The 17,430-nt window shown below is 72.7% G+C and carries 13 protein-coding genes and 1 riboswitch; of the genes, 7 read left to right on the forward strand and 6 right to left on the reverse strand.

Annotated features, from left to right (window positions below):
- Positions 1–6: 6 nt before the first annotated feature.
- A complete protein-coding gene (locus tag ACRAKI_RS17840) occupies positions 7–1,803 on the reverse strand; it encodes a helix-turn-helix domain-containing protein (RefSeq protein WP_447008228.1) in 1,797 nt (598 codons plus the stop codon).
- A gap of 566 nt (positions 1,804–2,369) precedes the next feature.
- Here ACRAKI_RS17840 and ACRAKI_RS17845 point away from each other — a divergent pair.
- The 5 genes from ACRAKI_RS17845 (at position 2,370) to ACRAKI_RS17865 (ending at position 8,705) form a co-directional block, all read left to right on the forward strand.
- On the forward strand, positions 2,370–3,440 hold the full coding sequence (locus ACRAKI_RS17845) for an acyl-CoA reductase (protein WP_447008229.1): 1,071 nt from the start codon (positions 2,370–2,372) through the stop codon (positions 3,438–3,440).
- Positions 3,437–4,816, forward strand: a complete 1,380-nt coding sequence (locus tag ACRAKI_RS17850; RefSeq protein WP_447008230.1) for an acyl-CoA reductase — start codon at positions 3,437–3,439, stop codon at positions 4,814–4,816. Before ACRAKI_RS17845 ends, ACRAKI_RS17850 begins: the two co-directional genes overlap by 4 nt.
- Before the next feature lie 81 nt (positions 4,817–4,897).
- Complete coding sequence (locus ACRAKI_RS17855; protein ID WP_447008231.1) at positions 4,898–6,529, forward strand: methyltransferase; 1,632 nt, start codon at positions 4,898–4,900, stop codon at positions 6,527–6,529.
- Positions 6,530–6,662: 133 nt separating this feature from the next.
- The gene (locus ACRAKI_RS17860) at positions 6,663–7,775 is read left to right on the forward strand and encodes a sugar efflux transporter (protein WP_447008232.1); all 1,113 of its coding nucleotides are present in this window, start codon (positions 6,663–6,665) and stop codon (positions 7,773–7,775) included.
- 126 nt (positions 7,776–7,901) lie between these two features.
- Entirely contained in the window at positions 7,902–8,705 is an 804-nt protein-coding gene (locus ACRAKI_RS17865) for a metalloregulator ArsR/SmtB family transcription factor (RefSeq protein WP_447008233.1), read from the forward strand.
- A 91-nt stretch (positions 8,706–8,796) separates the two neighbouring features.
- Here the strand turns inward: ACRAKI_RS17865 and ACRAKI_RS17870 are convergent, their stop codons facing one another.
- From ACRAKI_RS17870 to ACRAKI_RS17890, 5 genes are all read right to left on the reverse strand, one after another.
- The gene (locus tag ACRAKI_RS17870; protein WP_447008234.1) at positions 8,797–9,654 is read right to left on the reverse strand and encodes an ECF transporter S component; all 858 of its coding nucleotides are present in this window, start codon (positions 9,652–9,654) and stop codon (positions 8,797–8,799) included.
- Complete coding sequence (locus ACRAKI_RS17875) at positions 9,651–11,252, reverse strand: ABC transporter ATP-binding protein (RefSeq protein WP_447008235.1); 1,602 nt, start codon at positions 11,250–11,252, stop codon at positions 9,651–9,653. The genes ACRAKI_RS17870 and ACRAKI_RS17875 overlap by 4 nt, the downstream gene beginning before the upstream one ends.
- On the reverse strand, positions 11,249–12,313 hold the full coding sequence (locus tag ACRAKI_RS17880) for a CbiQ family ECF transporter T component (RefSeq protein WP_447008236.1): 1,065 nt from the start codon (positions 12,311–12,313) through the stop codon (positions 11,249–11,251). Before ACRAKI_RS17880 ends, ACRAKI_RS17875 begins: the two co-directional genes overlap by 4 nt.
- Positions 12,310–13,212: a hypothetical protein gene (locus tag ACRAKI_RS17885; protein WP_447008237.1), complete on the reverse strand. Its 903-nt coding sequence runs from the start codon at positions 13,210–13,212 to the stop codon at positions 12,310–12,312. Before ACRAKI_RS17885 ends, ACRAKI_RS17880 begins: the two co-directional genes overlap by 4 nt.
- Before the next feature lie 85 nt (positions 13,213–13,297).
- Positions 13,298–14,626 (reverse strand): prenyltransferase/squalene oxidase repeat-containing protein, encoded by a 1,329-nt coding sequence (locus ACRAKI_RS17890; protein WP_447008238.1) that lies wholly within the window; start codon positions 14,624–14,626, stop codon positions 13,298–13,300.
- 90 nt (positions 14,627–14,716) lie between these two features.
- Positions 14,717–14,841: riboswitch (cobalamin riboswitch) on the reverse strand.
- A gap of 90 nt (positions 14,842–14,931) precedes the next feature.
- On the opposite strand from ACRAKI_RS17890, the gene ACRAKI_RS17895 reads away from it, so the two are divergent.
- Together ACRAKI_RS17895 and ACRAKI_RS17900 are read left to right on the forward strand one after the other, a co-directional pair.
- Positions 14,932–16,188 carry a cytochrome P450 gene (locus tag ACRAKI_RS17895; RefSeq protein ID WP_447008239.1) on the forward strand — a complete coding sequence of 419 codons (1,257 nt, stop codon included), beginning with the start codon at positions 14,932–14,934 and terminating at the stop codon, positions 16,186–16,188.
- 227 nt (positions 16,189–16,415) lie between these two features.
- Positions 16,416–17,339 carry a DMT family transporter gene (locus tag ACRAKI_RS17900; protein WP_447008444.1) on the forward strand — a complete coding sequence of 308 codons (924 nt, stop codon included), beginning with the start codon at positions 16,416–16,418 and terminating at the stop codon, positions 17,337–17,339.
- The last annotated feature ends 91 nt before the right edge of the window (positions 17,340–17,430 follow it).

Here is a 17,430-nt window from a genome sequence, read left to right on the forward strand (position 1 = left end):
GTCGGACTACAACCGCGCGAACCTCCGCAGCCCGTCGAGGTCGGGCACGACCACGTCCCGCCGCAGGTGGCTCACGACCACGCCGGCCTTGCGCAGGTCGGCGAACGCCTTCTCGGCCGTGCGCGGCTTCATCCCGGCGATCGACGCCAGCTCCACCTTGGTCAGCGGGATGCCGAGCACCCAGCCGCCGACCTCCTGCCGGCCGTGCGCGCCGACCAGTTCGGCCAGCACCCGCGCGACCCGCTCGGCGGCGCTGTGGGACAGGAAGTCGCGCCGCCGCCGGTTGGCCCACCGCAGCTGGTCGTCGATCACCCCGATCAGCTCGACGAACCCGTCGTTGCGGCGGTGCAGGAACCCGTGCAGCTCGGCGCTGGTGATCAGCCTCGCGGAGACGTCACCGCAGGTCACCACCGTCGCCGACCGCGGCTTGTGGTCCAGTGACGCCAGTTCGCCGATCAGGTCGCCCGCGACCCGGACGGTGAGCACGGCGGTCTCCCCGCCGGTGTCGTTGACCAGGACCTTCACCACGCCTTCGAGCAGCAGCAGGACGTGCGTGTCGGTGGCGCCCTGGACGATGATCTCCCGGTCGGCGGAGTAGCGGACCGCGGTGCCCAGGTTCAGCAGCTCCTGCCTGCTGCTGTCCCGCAGCCGGGCCAGCAGCGTGCCCGGCGGCCACTCGGTCGGGACGTTCTGCCGCACGGCGGGCGCGCTCGGCTTCGTCGTGGCCAGCGACCGGCCGGCGTCGGCGAACGACGCGTACCCGCGCTCGAACGACGGATCAGGCCCGGCGCCGGACAGCAGCGCCTCGCACGCCCGCCGCTGCTCGTCCAGCGCGATCGCGGCCGGGTGGTCCGGCCCGAGCGCCGACATGGACCGCATCGACGCGTCGCGCACCAGGTCCAGCAGCCGCTGAGCCTGCGCGCGGGCGCCGTCGAAGTGGGCCAGCTCCAGCTCGGCCGAGGCCAGGTTCGACGCGGCCACCATCGCGTGCGGGTGGTCCAGGCCCAGCCTGGTGCCGGTGCGGTCGCAGGCCGACCGCAGGTTGGGCAGCACGTGCCTGGCACGTTCGACCGACCGGCGCATCCTGGCCAGCTCGAACTCCGCCGACGCCAGGTTCGCCTGGGCGACCAGCGCCCGCGGGTGGTACGCGCCCAGCGAGTTCAACGCCCGGTTCGTCGCGTCGCGCATGTCCGTGAGCGCCTCCGCGATCTCCTCCGCGTCGCCCTGGTCACGGGCTATCCGGAACCGCGCGCACATCAGGTTCAGCCGCAGCACGCAGGTCTGCGGGTGGTTCGCGCCGAGCACCGCCGAGTTGCGCTGTAACGCCAGCTCCAGCGGGCCCGTCTCGGTCGATCTCACCGGTTCGACGGCCACCGCGACCGCACCGACCGCCACCGGGTCGGGCACCGGCACCGGGTCCAGGAAGTCGCCGACCACCTGGCGCAGGGGAGCACCCCGGCCGAAGGTGGTTCCCGGCACCCTGCGCCGCGCCTGGCGCGACACCATCGCGCCCGGTTCCCGCCGACCGCGCGCCACGGATGTCAGCGCCTGCTGGTCGCGCACGCGGGACGCTTCCGGGCCCGGGTCCACCAGCGCCAGCATGGCGTTCAGCAGCGCGTCCGCGGCATCGGCGGAGCCGATCCGGGTCAGCGCGCCGGCGCAGCGCAGCAGGCGGTCCACGTCCCGGCGGGCGCTGAGCGCGTCCAGCGAGCGCGCCAAGTCCACGGCGAGGCGTCGTGCCGCCTGCCGGTCCGGCGCGGACCGGGACAGGACTGCTTCGAGTTCGACCATTCGGCTGTTCATCCGGCACCCCAGTGGTTGCTCGGTCTGCGACGGCGCGGTTCAGGCGTTCGGACGCCGTGCTCCGGCGTTCGGGCGCGAGGACTCCTGCCGTCGGAGTGGAATCCTCGTCCATAGCGGCGTTATCGGTTGCGCGGAGTATTTGTTAGCCCATACCCGACATTGTTACGGCACGAATGGTCGGATGTCCGAACGCTCTCCGCAATAATGCGGAAAACCGTGCAAGTTTTTGGTCACGAATCCGTCGCCTGTCATGTTGTCACGTGATCACGGTGCGTAGGATCGTGACGGAACGCAGTCATACCGTGACGCGGTCGTGCGTGGCGATCGGCGTTCCGGGGTCGTTCCGGGGTCGTTCCCGCCGTAGCGGACCGGGTGCCGACCTGGCCCTGGGGCGTTCCGCTTACCGAAGCGGAACGCCCGGCGGCATTCCTACCTGGGCGGTTCGTCGGTCATCCTGTGGCCTCGGCAGACCCCGGTCAGCGGTACGCCGTTCCGGGGACGGATCCCGCAGTCCGCGCCGGAGTGCGCCGACCGCCCGGGGCGACCTCGTCCGCAGGAGGAAATCGATGACCGTTGCCCACGACGATCCCCACGTCGCGCGGCTCTTCGATCGCATGGCCCAGCTGGTCTCCGAGGGTGTCGGCGATCAGCTGGACATCCAGGGGGAGCTGGTGGAGCTGGCCATGGCGAACTCGCCGGACGTCGCCCGGTACTGGAAGCAGGTCGGCGTGGGGGTCGGCGTGCCGGACACCGCGTACAAGGACGGTGGACCGCACCTGTTCCCGGACGCGCCGGCGGTCCGGGTGTTCCGCACCAGCGGCACGACCGGGAGCGTCCGCGGCACCGTCCGGTACTCCCCGCTCGGGTTGGAGCTGAAGCGGCTGGCGATCGAGGCGCAGGCCCGGCGGCACCTGCGGCCGGACGACGGCGTGCGGCCCGTGGTCCTCACGTTCGTGCCGTCCGAGGAGGCCGCGCCGGAGATGGCGATCGCGTTCGACATGGGGCGGGTCGCCCGGTCGTGCGGCGATCCCGAACTGAGCACGGCCGTCGTCGGCCCGAACGGGGTCGACTTCGACCTGCTCGCGCGGCGGCTGGACGCCGCGGTGGCGGAAGGCCTGCCGGTGGCGCTGGTCGGCGCGACGTTCGCCTTCGTCAACATCTGCGACGTGCTGGAGGCCCAGGGCAAGAGCTGGCGGCTGCCGCCCGGCTCGCGGCTGTACGACGGCGGCGGGTTCAAGGGCCGCTCGCGGGTCATGCGGGTGGACGAGCTGCGTGCCACCGTGCAGCGGGTCTTCGGCATCGAGCGGCACGCCAACATCTTCGGCATGACGGAGCTGGCCAACCAGCTGTTCGACTCCTCCGACACCCCGGTCGGTCCGCTCGGCGAACGGCCCAAGGGCAGTCACCCGGCGGGCGGTCCCAAGGTCCGCGACCCGCGCACCCGGGAGTACCTGGCCGAGGGCGCCGGCCTGCTGGAGGTCACCGACCTGTCCCTGCTCGACCGGCCGTACGTGCTGCTCACCGGCGACCTCGGCATCGCCGTGCCGGAGGGCGTCGCGATCGCGGGCCGCGTCGCGGGCGGCGCCGGCCGTGGCTGCTCGCTCACCCTTGACGACATGACCGGAGGAGCCGCATGAGCGTGTCGTGGATGCCGGAGTGGGCGGCGCCGGCGGACGGCGTGCCGTTCACCCTCAGCTCGGGTCCGCACGAGTGGCACGGCGTCAGGCCCGCCGACTGGACCGCGATCGGGGCAGGACTGGAGGCCGCGCACGGTGCACTGCGGCGACTGCCCGTGCGGCGGATCGTGGAGGCCGTCGACGCGGTCGTCGACCTCTGGGGCAAGCGGGACTTCGCCGCCCGCCGTGCCGCGGTCCGGGACGCGGCGCTGGTCACCGGCATGTCGGAGGAGACGATCGACCGCGCGTTGGACGCCGAGCTGGGCAACCTGCGGGCCGAGTCGCTGCTCGCCGCGCTGACCCGGGAGCTGAGCGACCCCGAGGTGCTGGACGGGTTCAAGGGCGGCACCACGGCGGTCGGGCCGCGGACCGTGCTGGCCGTGTTCTCCGGCAACGTGCCGGGCCTGCCCGCCCGGTCGTTGGTGCGGGCGCTGCTGGTCAAGGCGACGGTGATCGCGAAGATCCCGGCCAGGGAGCCGCACTTCACCGCCGCGTTCCTGCGCACCCTGCACGACGTGGATCCGGTGCTGGCCGACGCCGTCGTGGCCACCTACTGGGACCGCGAGGACGAGGAGACGCTGGAGGCCGCGCTGGGCCAGGCCGACGCGGTGATCGCCTACGGCGGCGACCAGGCGTGCGCGGCGATCCGCGCCAAGGTCCGGCCGCACCAGCTCTACGAGGAGCACTCGCACAAGCTGTCGTTCGGCATCGTCGACGCGGGGTACGTGGACCGGCTCGGCCCGGCGGAGGTGGCCCGGCAGATCGCCGCGGACTGCAGCGACTTCGACCAGCACGCCTGCCTGTCGCCGCAGGTGTACCTGGTGCACGAGCAGCACGCCCGCGCGGTCGCGCGGCACCTGGCCGAGGCGATGCGGCGCGAGGCCCAGGACAGTCCACCCGGCACCATCGACGAGCAGGACGCCGCCGTGCTCCAGCACCGCAGGCTCGTCGCCGAGTGGCGGGCCGCCGGCTCGGACCGCAGCGAGGTCTGGGCGCCGGACGGCCTGGAGTGGACGGTCGTGCTGGACGACGCGCTGATGCCCCTCAGCGGCGCGGGCAACCGGGTCGCGCGGATCGTCTCCGTGCCGGACGTCGACGCGGCGGTGGAGCTGATGCGCCCGTACGCCGAGCACCTCCAGAACGTCGGCCTCGGCGCGGTCGGCGAGGAGTTCCGGCGCACCGCCCACCGGCTCGCCACGCTCGGCGCGAGCAGGGTGTGCGCGCCCGGCTCGATGACCAAGGCGTCCATCGTCTGGCGGCACGACGGGCAGCCGCGCATCGCCGGACTCGTGCGCTGGTGCGACATCGAGCTTCACCCCGAACTCGAAACCTCCTAGCCTGTGCCCGGGGTCACACGCGTTCGCCGTGTCCCCGTCCGGACGGGCGGGGACGCGCCATCCTCAATGGGGAGACGAGCAATGTCCGTGACGGTCACCGGCGCGCCCGGCGCGTTGGAGGAAAGAGACCTCCGCCGAGTGGCGGAATCCGTGAGCTTCATCCGGGACACGAGCACCGCGGACGCGTTGGCGGCCGTACTGGGCTCCGACGCGCCTGACCCGGTCTTACCCCACCTGGAATTCCTGCACGCCGCGGTTCTCGTGGCGGTGGACGGCGGCCCGGACGTGATCGACGTGTCGGACCTGGTCGGCGCACTGGCCGATCTCGGTGTGGCCGCACGGGAACCGGGCCCGAGCGTCGTGGTGCGGGACCGGCTCCGGCGCAGGACCGGGCAGGACCTCGACGTGCGGATCGTGCGCGGCCAGGTCGCCGACGGCCCGGGTGAGCTGGAGTTGTTCGTCGTGGCCGGTGGATCCGCGTTGTCCGACGCGGACCGCGAGGCCGAGTCGCACCTGGCGTTCCGCGCCACGAGCGACGACGAGGTGCTGCTGCGCGGCCTGTGCGGGATGCTGCTCGACGCGGGCCTCACCGCGGACGGCGGCGGCTACAACGAGCACGAGGACACGACGGTGCTGTACTTCCGCGGCGCCGTCCGGATGGAACTGAGGTCACCCGGCCACCACCACGGCCTGCTGGCGCGCCACGTCGGGCCGCCGGACCGGGCGCGCCGCGCGATGCTCGACCTGATGACCGGCGCGTGGCGGACCAGCGCGGTGGCGGTGGCGGCCGAGTTGGGCGTGGCCGACCTGTTGGCCGACGGTCCGCGCGACACCGCCGACCTGGCCGAGCGCACCGGTGCCCGGGAGGACAACCTCCGCCGACTGCTGGCGTACCTGGCGGCGCTCGGGGTGTTCCACCGCGACGGCGACGAGTGGTCGTTGACCGACGCCGGCGTGATGTTGAAGAGCGACACGGTGGGGTCGCAGCGGGACCTGGCCCGCATCTACGGCGGCCTGTTCTACCGGTCGTTCGGCGCGCTGGGGCACACCGTCCGCACGGGCGCCAGCGCGTTCAGCCACGTGTACGGCGTGCAGCCGTTCGAGCACTTCGCCGGGCACCCGGCCGACGCGCGGCTGTTCGAGGGCGCGATGGCGGCGGGCACGGCGTTCCTGGAGCTGGTGCCCGGCCTGCTGGACCTGCCGGCCACCGGCACCGTGGTCGACGTCGCGGGCGGTGACGGTCGGCTGCTCGGCCTGGTGCTGGACGCGTCGCCCGGACTGCGCGGTGTCCTGTTCGACCGGCCGCACGTCGCCGATGCCGCCGCCGACGTGCTGGCCGGGCACGGGGAACGGGCGACGGTGGTCGCGGGCGACTTCTTCCACGACCCGGTGCCGTCGGGCGGTGACGTCTACCTGCTGTCGCGGATCCTGCACGACTGGGACGACGAGCGGTGCTCGGTGATCCTGCGCAACCTGCGTGCGGCGATGGCGGAGGGCGCGACGCTGGCGCTGGTCGAGCGGCCCATCCAGGACGGGCGGCCCGCGTTGCTGCCGCTGGCGTTCAGCGTCCACATGATGGCGAACACCGTGCAGGGTCGTGAGCGCACGACGGCGGAGTTCCGCGAGTTGTTGTCCGCCAACGGTTTCACTTTGGAGGACATCCGCGAGCTGCCGCTGGACATGGCGGTGCTCGTGGCGCGCGCGACCGTGTGATAGCGCTCTCACACGGTCCGGATACTGGAAATCGGCTTCCTCGCCGCCCGCCCGGGCGGCGAGGATCGTCGGTGTGCCACTGACCGGAACGCCTGCCCCCGCCCGCTCACGACCCTTCATCCCGTTGGTGTCGATGAGCCTGCTGACGGGCGTCGGGTACGCGTTGGCAGTCCCGTTCATGTCCCTGTTCCTGATCAAGGAAGTCGGCACCGGTCCGGTCGCCGTCGGGGCGTTCCTACTGGTCAGCGCCCTGATGTCGATGGTGGTCAGCACGCTGATCGGACGGCTGTCCGATTCCCGGGCCATCCGGCGCGCGCTGCTGGTGGTGGCGGGCGCGACGGGAGCGGCGGCGTGGGCGCTGTTCGCGGTCCTGCGTGACTACTGGCTGCTGCTCGCCGTGGCGGTCACGCTGAACGCGGTGGCGTCCTCCCAGATGCCGCAGATGTTCGCCTACGCGCGGCAGTTGCTGGAACGCAGCCGCTCGGCCAAGGCCCCGTTGGCGATGAGCGGCCTGCGGATGACGTTCTCGATGGCCTGGGTCGTCGGGCCGCCGTTGGGCGCGCTGCTCATCGTCGGAGGCGGGTTCACCGGCCTCTTCGCGGCCAGCGCCGCGGTGTACGTGCTGGCAGTGGTGGTGACCTTGGCCTGGCTGCCCGAGTTGGGACCGTCCCCCGCTCCGGCGCACGGCGTGGAACGGCAGTCCGGCCTGCGGCGGGAGGTCGTGCTCGCGGCGCTGGCGTTCGTGCTCCTCCAGTGCGCGACGTCGCTCGGCGTGGCCGCGATGCCGTTGTTCATCACCGAGAACCTGGGCGGCACGACCGGTGACGCGGGCCTGGTCCTCGGCCTGTGCGCGGCGCTGGAGATCCCGCTGATGCTCGGCTTCGGCGCGTTGGCGATCCGGTTCAACCACCGGGTGCTCGTGCTGGCGGGTGGCGCGGTCGCGCTCGCGTACTACGGGATCATGCTCGTCACCGACGCGACCTGGCAGGTGATGGCCGCGCAGGTGCTGCACGCCGTGGTGATCTCGGCGGTGATGGGCGTCGGCATCTCGTACTTCCAGGACCTCGCGCCGGACCGGCCGGGCTACGCCTCCACGCTGTACACCAACACGGCCAAGACCAGCGGGATGCTGGCCGGTCCGCTCCTGGGCCTGGCCCAGCACCTCGGCTTCCGCAGCGCGTACGGCATGGGCCTGATCATGTCGGTGCTCGGGTTGGCGCTGCTCCTGGCCGCCCGCCGCCGGTGATCCCAGGGGCGTGATCGGCGCGCTGCTCGCGCGCGATTCGGTGTCCGCAGGCTCATCGTCGGCCGCCTCGCGCTTGGCGTGCCCAGGGCTTGACACGCCATCTCGGTAAGTAGAAACTGACCGTTAGTGGAAACTTACGAATCGGACGGTTGGGCGGTCCTCGGTGATCGCACACGTCGCACGATCTTCGAGCGCCTCGCCGAGCGCCCGCAGTCGGTGGGTGAGCTCGCCGCCGGGTTCCCGGTCAGCCGCTCAGCGGTGTCACAGCACCTCAAGGTGCTCAAGGACGCCGGACTGGTCGTCGACCGGACGGACGGGAACCGGCGCATCTACCAGGTCCACCCGGCCGGTGTAGCCGCCCTGCGCGCACAACTGGACGGTTTCTGGACGACCACGCTGGCGGCCTTCCACCAGTCCGTCGAACTCGACAAGGCAGGAGATCCCGTGAGCACGACATCGGAACAAGCGAGGGTGTACAAGCAGATCGTCGTATCAGCGTCGATCGAACGGGCCTTCACCGTGTTCACCGAACGCTTCGGCGACTTCAAACCGGCCGAGCACAACATCCTCGCCGCCGAGATCGCCGAGACGGTGTTCGAACCACGCGTCGGCGGCCACATCATCGACCGGGCGGTCGACGGCACCGAATGCCGTTGGGCCCGCGTGCTGGCCTACGAACCCCCGCACCGGGTGATGTTCAGCTGGGACCTCGACACCCGGTGGCAGGTCGAAACCGACCACGACAAGACCAGCGTGGTCGACGTGCGGTTCATCGCCGAAGGCCCCGAACGCACCAGGGTCGAACTCGAACACCGCGACATCGAACGCCACGGCGACGGGTGGCAGGGCATCCACGCCGGCGTCGACAACGAGGGCGGGTGGCCGCTGTACCTGCAGCGCTACGCCGAACTCCTGAAGAGCGGAGCCTGACCGCGCGAATCCTCTCGTTCGGCGGATCACGGTGTCGTGGGTCGAGTCCTCCTCGGGGGCGACGCCGAGGCAGAGGCCGCCACCGGCTACTTCACGCCGGAGGTCTTGGACGGGTCGGCGGAGGTGGCGGCGCGGCTGCCGCGCTGAGGCCCTCGAACACCGGTTCGCCGAACGAGGCTTTGCGGGCGGCCCGGCGCAGCGTGCGCAACAGCACCGGGCCGGTCGCCAGCACCAGGATCGTGGTGGTGACGGCCCGGCCGATGTCCCAGCCCAGGGACGTGGCCAGGCTGAACGCCACCACCCGCGCCAGGTTGTCCAGGATCGGGCCGCCCGGCTCGTAGGACAGGGACGTGCTGCCCGCACCCAACGCGAACGGCCAGAACGACAGGTTCAGCAGCAGCCCGTAGACGAGTGACGCGGCGGCGGCGTACGCGGCGAGCATCGCCAGCTCCGCCTTGCCCCCCAACGACGACACGCGCGACGACGGCAGCAGCCCCGCGCCCAACGCGACCCACGCCGCGCCGAGCATCTGGTACGGCAGCCACGGCCCGACACCGCCGGTGAGCAGGGCCGACGTGAACAACATCGTGTTGCCGAGGACGAACCCGAAACCGGGTCCGAACACCCGTCCGCCCAGGACCAGCAGGAAGAACACCGTCTCGATGCCCGCCGTGCCCGCGCCGAGCGGCCGGATCGCCGCACCCAGCGCGGACAGGACGCCCAGCATCGCCACGGCTTTCGCGTCCAGGCCGCCCTCGCTGACCTCGGCCAGCACGACGGCCAGCACGAGCGGCAGGAGCAGCGCGAACGTCCACGGCGCCGTCGTGCCCCGGGCGATGTCCGCGTCGGCGGAGACCAGCAGCGGCCAGCCGAACGCCACCACCGTGATCGCCGCCGCCACGCCGAGGGCGAGCGTGGCACGGGGCCGGATGCGGATCGGGGCGTTCACGGCGCCGCCAGCGCCGCGCGCACGTCCGCCACGGTCAGCCACGGCTGTGGTGCGAGGACCTTGGCCACCTGCGGCGAGAACACCGGTGACGCGGTGACGACCTCGGCGGTCGGGCCGTCTGCCACCACCTCGCCGTCGGCCAGCACCACCACGCGGCTGGCGTACTCGGCGACGAACTCCACGTCGTGCGTGGCCAGCACGATCGCGTGCCCGTCGTCGGCGAGGTCGCGCAGCGCGCCGGCCAGCCGGGTCTTCGCCGGGTAGTCCAGCCCCCGGGTCGGCTCGTCCAGCAGCACGGCGCGCGGCGACGGCGTGAGGGCGACGGCCAGCACCAGCGCCAGCCGCTGCCCCTCGGACAGGTCGCGCGGGTGCCGGTCGTCCGGGACGCCCGGCGCGAACCGGTCCAGGAACTCGCGGCACGTGCCGGCGGGCTTGCCCGAGTCGCGGTCGGCCTGCGCGCACTCGCCGCCGACCGTGTGGAGGTACAGCAGGTCGGCGGGCTGCTGCGGCACCAGACCGACCGCCTCGCGCCGCGGACCCGGCTTCAACGACGCCGGGTCGACACCGTCCACCGCGACCTCGCCACCGGACCGCTTGCCGGTGCCCTGCACCGCCCACAGCAGGCTCGACTTGCCCGACCCGTTGCGGCCCATCACCGCCACCCGCTCACCCGCCCCGACGTTCAGCGACACACCGCGCAAAGCGTCCACGGCGGAGTAGCGGACCCGCACGTCCTTCGCCCGCACCAGGTTCCCGGTCCCGGGGGCGGAGACGGCGGGCGGTCCGGCGAGCCGGTCGCGCAACGGCCCGGCCAGCCGCCGCGCGTCCCGGATGGACACCGGCACCGGCTCCCACCCGGCCAGCTGGCCCAGCCGCACCACCGGCGGCGCGACCGGCGCGTCCGCCAACACCGGGCCGGGCTCGCCCGCGACCGGCGGCAGCCCGCCGCCGGGCAGCCACACCACGCGGTCCGCGTACTGCGCGACGCGTTCCAGCCGGTGCTCGGCGATCAGCACCGTCATGCCCAGGTCGTGCACCAGCCGGTGCAGCGCGGCCAGCACGTCCTCCGCCGCACCGGGGTCCAGCGCCGACGTCGGCTCGTCCAGCACCAACACCTTCGGGTGGGCGGTGAGCGCCGCGCCCACGGCCACGCGTTGCTGCTGCCCACCGGACAACGTCGCCAGCGGTCGGTGCCGCAACTCCGCCAGGCCGAGCAGGTCCAGCGTCTCCTCGACCCGCTTGCGCATCACCGGGTTCGGCAACGCCAGCGACTCCATCGAGTACGCCAGCTCCTCCTCGACCGAGTCCGTGACGAAGCCGGCCTGCGGGTCCTGCGCCACCATGCCGACCACGTCGGCCAGTTCACGCGGCGGGTGCGTGCGGGTGTCACGCCCGGCGACGAGCACCCTGCCCGTGAGGGTGCCGCCGGTGAAGTGGGGGACCAGCCCGTTGACCGCGCGCAGCAACGTCGACTTGCCCGAGCCGGTGCGCCCGACCAGCAGGCAGAACTCACCCTCCGGCACGTGCAGGTCCACCGCCGTCAACGTCGGCGCTGCGGCGTCGCGGTAGGCGACCGAGACGTTCTCGAACCGGATCACGTGGTCACCCTCTTCCTGCTCGCGATCATGACGGGGGCGAGCGCGCACAGCAGGCCGATCGCGGGCAGCAACGGCAGTGGGGGCACGGTGAACGGCACCGTGCCCGGCGTCAGCTCCGCGCCACCCAAGCCGGCCGGCGCCAGGTAGGTCGCCAATGCCGCCACCAGCCCGGACGCCATGATCGACAGCTCGCGCGGACCCCAGGTGTCCGGCCGGTACCGGCTGCGCCGCACCCGGCGTGACCCGGTCCACAGGCCCGCGATCGCGAGCACCGACCCCACCGCCAGCATCGGCGCGCCGACGAAGGCCGGTGTGCTGCCGCCGAGCAGCCCGTACGCGCCGACGCACAGGCCCATCAACCCACCCAGCACCAGCACGCCCGTCACCACCCGGGCCTTCCTCGGCAACCCCGCCGTGCGGCCGTACCCGCGCGAGTCCATCGCCGCGGCCAGCACCAGGGAACGCTCGAACGCGTCCTCCAACACCGGCACCATCAGCACCCGCACCGCCTTCACCCCGCGCACCGCGTCACCACGCAAGGCCCGCGCCCGCCGCACCGACCGCGCGCTCGCCACCAACTGCGGCGCGACCGTCAACGCCACCACCACCGCCACGCTCACCTCGTACAGCGCGGCCGGCAACGACCGCAGCAGCCGCTTGGCGTTGGCCAGCGCGTTCGCCGCGCCCACGCAGCACAGCAACGCCGCCAGCTGGAGTCCTTGGTACAGCGCGAAAGCCAGGCCCTCGGCGCTGACCGGGCCACCCAGCCTGATACCCCTGGCCCACTCCGGCAACGGGATCTCCGGCAACGTCACCAACACGGTCGGCCCGCCGACACCGCCGAGCAGCACGTGCAGCACCACCCGGATGGCGAGCACCACCAGGGCGAACTTGAGGAACACCCCGTACGCGCCGGCCCACGGGGTGTCCTCGCGGCAGGACACGGCCACGTACCCGGCGACCGCGATCACCAGCGCGAGGAGCACCGGGTTGGTCGTGCGGCTGGCCACGGCGGCGAGGCACAGCGCCCAGAACCACCACGCGCCCGGGTGCAGGCTCACTCGGCCGCCTTGGCCCGCCGCCGCGCCGTCCACACGCCCATCCCACCCAGTGCGGCGATGACCACGAGCCCGACGACCAGGCCGACCGTGCCACCGGACGACGTCCCCGCCGTCGGCTGCACCGCGACCGCCGTGTCACCGGCGGGCGTGGTCGAACCCGTCGCCGAACCGCTGCCGGCCGTCGTCCCCGAAGACGTCGTCGGCTGCGCCGTCGTGCTCGTCCCCGACTGCTGCGGCTCGGACTGGCCAGGCTGCCCGGACTGGCCAGGCTGCCCGGACTGGCCAGGCTGCCCGGACTGGCCAGGCTGCCCGGACTGCCCGGGTTGCGTCGGCTCGGCCGGCTGATCCGGTTGCGGTGCGGGCTGTCCGGGCTGTCCCGGCTGCGGGGGCTGGCCCGGCTGAGCGGGGGGAGGTTGCGGTGCGGGCTGGGGCGGCTTCGGCGCGGGTTTCGGCGCGGGTGCCGGGGGTGCGATGCCGGGCTGCTGGCCCGCACCGAACGACCAGCCCTCCACGCTCCCCGGCGCCGGGTCGTACGCGCTCGCGCTGGTGCTGCTGTAGACCCACGACCCGCCGGGCTGCCCGTGCCAGTACGACCAGTGCGCGTCCGGTGGTGACGTGTACATGCACGGGTCGCTGCCCGGCTGGTCGTTGATCCGGCACACGAACCCCGGATGCCGGGCCGCGAACGTGTAGCCGAAACCGGCGGCGGTGAGCGCGGCCGTCCCCGACGACGGATCGCCGGCGGCGCAGCCCGTCCGCACACCACCGCCCAGCGACCGGAAGTCCACGACCACCGTCACCCCCGCGCAGTCCGCCGCCTGAGCGGTGGGCGGCGCACCGGTGATGGTGAACCCGACGACGGCCGACGCCGCGAGGACGCGCCGCCACCAGCCCGTCACGGCGCGGTGGCGGGGGCCTGACCGGGACCGCACGCCCAGCCCTCGCCGTCGCGCGCCGTCACCGCGGTTCCTGCGGTCCTTGCCGTCACTGCCGTTCGCCCGCATACCGCTTGCGCGCCAGCACGACCGCCAGCACACCGCCGACCAGCATCAACACGCCGATCCACAGCATCGGCCCGACCACCGCGCCGGTCCGGGCCAGGTCGCCCGGGCGGTCCGCCACAGCCGCCACAGTCGTCGTACTGGTGGCCGTGACCTCCGTAGCGGTCGTCGTAGGCTCCACAGCGGTGGCGCTCGTCGTGGTCGTCGTCGTGTCCGTGGTGGACGACGTGGGCGTCGTAGTGGTGGCAGGGCAGTCGAGCACTGGCGCACCGGCCGTGCCGCCCTCCGCCGTCAGGTCCGCGAAGCTCACACCGACCAGCCCGAGGATGCCCTGGGCGCTCGCGCGCTGCGCCGTGTCCCGAGCGAAACCGGACTTGTCGAGCGCGATCGCGCCCCGTTCCGCGTCGGCGGCCGTGCAGCCCACCTGCAACGACGTCAGGAACGCCGTCGCCTTGTCCGCTTCGGCCGTCCGGCCCGCCGCGCGCAGGGCCTGCGCCGCCAGACCGGTGCTGTTCGCGTTCCCCTCGCCGGTCGCCTTGTCGTCGAGGAAACCGCCCCCGGGCTGCTGGTTGGCGGTGAGCCACTGGAGCGCCTCGGCGACCGAACCCGCCACGTCGACCCGGCCTTCCGCCACGTCGGTCCGGTCGAGCGCGAGCAACGCCTGCACGGCCATCGCGGTGGCGTCCGCGTGCGGCGCGCACCGCGCCTCCTCCAGGAGCAGCGGGAAGCCTCCTTCCTCGCACTGCTGGCCGACGAGGTAGCCGACCGCTGCCTCCGGCGCACCCTCCCACCGCTCCAGCGCCAGCACCGCGAACGCCTGGCTGAACCCGTTGGAGAAGTCCGGGTACTTCGACTTGTTGACGAACCGGCCGGACGGGGCCTGCAACGCGGTGAGGCCCGCGATCAGGTCGACGCCGGCGAACTTCGTCGGGTCTTCGCCGCGCACCTGGACGGCCAGCGCCAGCTTGGCGTGCGAGCCGGCGATCGACTCGGCGGGGTCGCCCAGGTGCAGGTAGTCCAGGACGACCTCGGGCTTGGCGAGCCACGCCATCGCCTTGTCCGCGCTGTCCGACGCCACACCGGCCGCCGCGAGCGCGAACACGCCGTCCAACGTCGCGCCCTGGTCGCCGATGGTGGTGCCGGGGAACGCGAAGTGGTCGCCGTCGATCAGCTGCCGGGCGAGCCACCCGGCGGCGGCCTCGCTCGCGTCCGTCGTCACCGGGGTGTCGGGCAGACCTTGGGCGGGTGGCACCAGGGCGAGAGCGGCGACAGCGGCGGTGGCGATGACGGCGGAGGTCCGTCTCAACGACATGTTCGGCCTTTCCGGGCGCAAGGCGTGAGCGGACCCCGGCCGGACGTGATCGACTTCCCCCGGGCTCCGACCCGTTGACCTCGACGGTGTCAGGAGCGTGCACGCGCGGCGGGTGTTCGGGCTCGTCCCGGTTGGGACCTACCGTTGCGGGTCAGCGCCGGATTTCGACCGGCTTCCCCCGTTCGCGCGCGATTGCCGATCGTCCGACACCTACAATCTCCTGTCAATCGGCCTGTGGCGCGATGCTGCTCACCCCTACGTACGGTTACCGTCGCTCAGGTCAACCTGGGGAAGAGGGGTGTGGGATGACGACTCTGGCGTCCGTGCGCGACGGATTGGTGGCGTGGGTCGCACGGCGTTCGGCGACGCGGTGGGTAGTGGGCAAGATCGGTTCGAGGGCGTTGTCGCTGCTCCCGGACCGTGCGCTCGTCCCGTTGAAGCGGGACGGCGTGGTTCCGGTCGCCGAGTTGGAGCGGATGCGGGAGGCCGGCGCGGTGCACCGGATCCCGGTGCCGTTCGGCTTGCGGGTGTGGTTGGTCACTGGTCAGGAAGAAGCCAAGAAGGTGCTTTCCGACACAGGGGCGTTCAGTAACGACTACGCCCGGCTGGGTGCGGCGGTCCGCATCGAGCAGTCGCCCGGAGGCCTCGGGTTCGCCGACCCACCCGACCACACCCGGCTGCGCAAGCTGCTCACGCCGGAGTTCACCATGCGTCGGCTGTCCCGGCTCGTGCCGCGGATCGACGCGATCGTCACCGAGCGGCTGGACGCGATGGAGGCCGCCGACGGGCCGGTGGACCTCGTGCAGGAGTTCGCGCTGCCGATCCCGTCGCTGACGATCTGCGAGCTGCTGGGTGTGCCCTACGAGGACCGTGACCGGTTCCAGGAGCTGGCGGCGGCCAGGTTCGACCTGTTCGGCGGCGCGGGGCAGGCGTTGGGCGCCATCTCGGAGTCGCTGTCGTACATGGAGGAGATCGTCCGCCGTGAGCGCCGGTCGCCGGGGGACGGCCTGATCGGGGCGATCATCCGGCAGCACGGTGACGACGTGAGCGACGTCGAGTTGGCCGGTCTGGCGGACGGCGTGCTGACGGGCGGCTTCGACACGACGGCGTCGATGCTCGCGTTGGGCGCCATCGTGCTGATGACCGACGACGACGCGCGGAAGGCGATGCGTGACGACGACGCGGCCACCGGGCCGCTGGTCGAGGAGCTGCTGCGGCACCTGAGCGTGGTGCAGGTGGCGTTCCCTCGGTTCGCCCGGCACACCCTGCGGGTCGGCGAGCAGCAGATCGAGGAAGGCGACGTGGTCGTGGTGTCGCTGACGGCGGCCAACCGCGAGGAGGCGTCCGACTTCGACGCCGGTCGACCGGCGTCCGCGCACCTGGCGTTCGGCCACGGCGCGCACCGGTGCGTCGGCGCGGAGCTGGCCCGGATGGAGCTGCGCGCCGCCTACCCGGCACTGCTCCGCCGCTTCCCGAACCTGCGGATGGCCACGGACAGCCCGGGGTTCCGCACCGCGTCGATCGTCCACGGCGTCGACACCCTGATGGTCCACACGCGCTGACCCGACCGGACAGCTCGCGGTGCCCGACCGCGCGACTCGCGGGGGTGAGGTGAGAGCGCTCCCACCTCGCGAGTCCTCCACTCCGGCACCGCGAGTCGCGCGGTCGGGCACCGGGAAGTACGCGGTGGACGTTTAAGCACGGCTTAACGCTAGGTGAGTAGGTTTCACTTTTATTGAAGCCGGTCGTGGGGGACGGTGGTCCCGTGACCGGACGAGGCATGTTGCGGATGGGAGTGCTGGCCCTGCTGTGGGGGTCGGGCTTCCTGTGGATCAAACTGGCCCTGACCGGGCTGTCGCCGGTGCAGATCACGGTGATCCGGTGTGCGCTCGGTGCGGGCGTGCTGCTGGTGCTGGCCCGTGCCGGCGGTCAGCGGCTGCCGCGCGAGCTGTGGGGGCACCTGGCGATCGCCGCGTTCTTCTGCAACGCCCTGCCGTTCCTCCTGTTCGGCATCGGCGAGCAGACCGTCGACTCCGGCGTCGCGGGCGTCCTCAACGCGACCACCCCGCTGTTCGCCGTGCTCATCGGGCTCATGATCGGCAGCGAACGCGGCCTGACGCCGGTCCGCGTGGCCGGGCTGGTCCTCGGCTTCGCCGGCGTCGTGCTGATCTTCGCCCCGTGGCAGCAGGAAGGGCCGGCCGGCGTCGGCGCGCTGGCGCTCCTAGGCGCGGCGGCGAGTTACGCGGTCGCGTTCGCCTACATGGGACGCAACCTCGCCGGCAAGGGCGGCCCGATCGCGGTGTCCGCCGCCCAGTTGACCGCCGCCACGGGCCTCAGCGCCGTCATGGTCCCGTTCGACGGTGCCCCGACCACCCCCAACGCCACCGCGATCGCCGCCGTGGTCGTGCTCGGCATCTTCGGCACCGGCGTCACCTTCTACCTCAACTACCGGATCATCGAGGACGAAGGCGCGACCAGCGCCGCCACCGTCGGCTTCCTGCTGCCCGTCGTCTCCGTCGCACTGGGCGCGATCGTGCTCGACGAGCCGCTGACCGTGCGGATCGTGGTGGGGATGGCCGTGGTGCTGGCAGGGGTGGCGCTGGCACGGTCGGTCCTGCCCAAGCGCCTGCCCGAGCCCACCGAGCGTTCCCGGCCGTCCGTTGTGCCCACCGAGCGTGACGCCGGTCGCGACCGTTCGACCGACCTCCGTTGACCTTGGCACAAAGCAACCACGAGAGCTGCGCGAGTGGATCCGGCTCGACGACGCGCGGCGCACCGGTTCGCAGGTCACCACCTCCGCGACC

This window comes from Saccharothrix isguenensis (genome assembly GCF_052936305.1).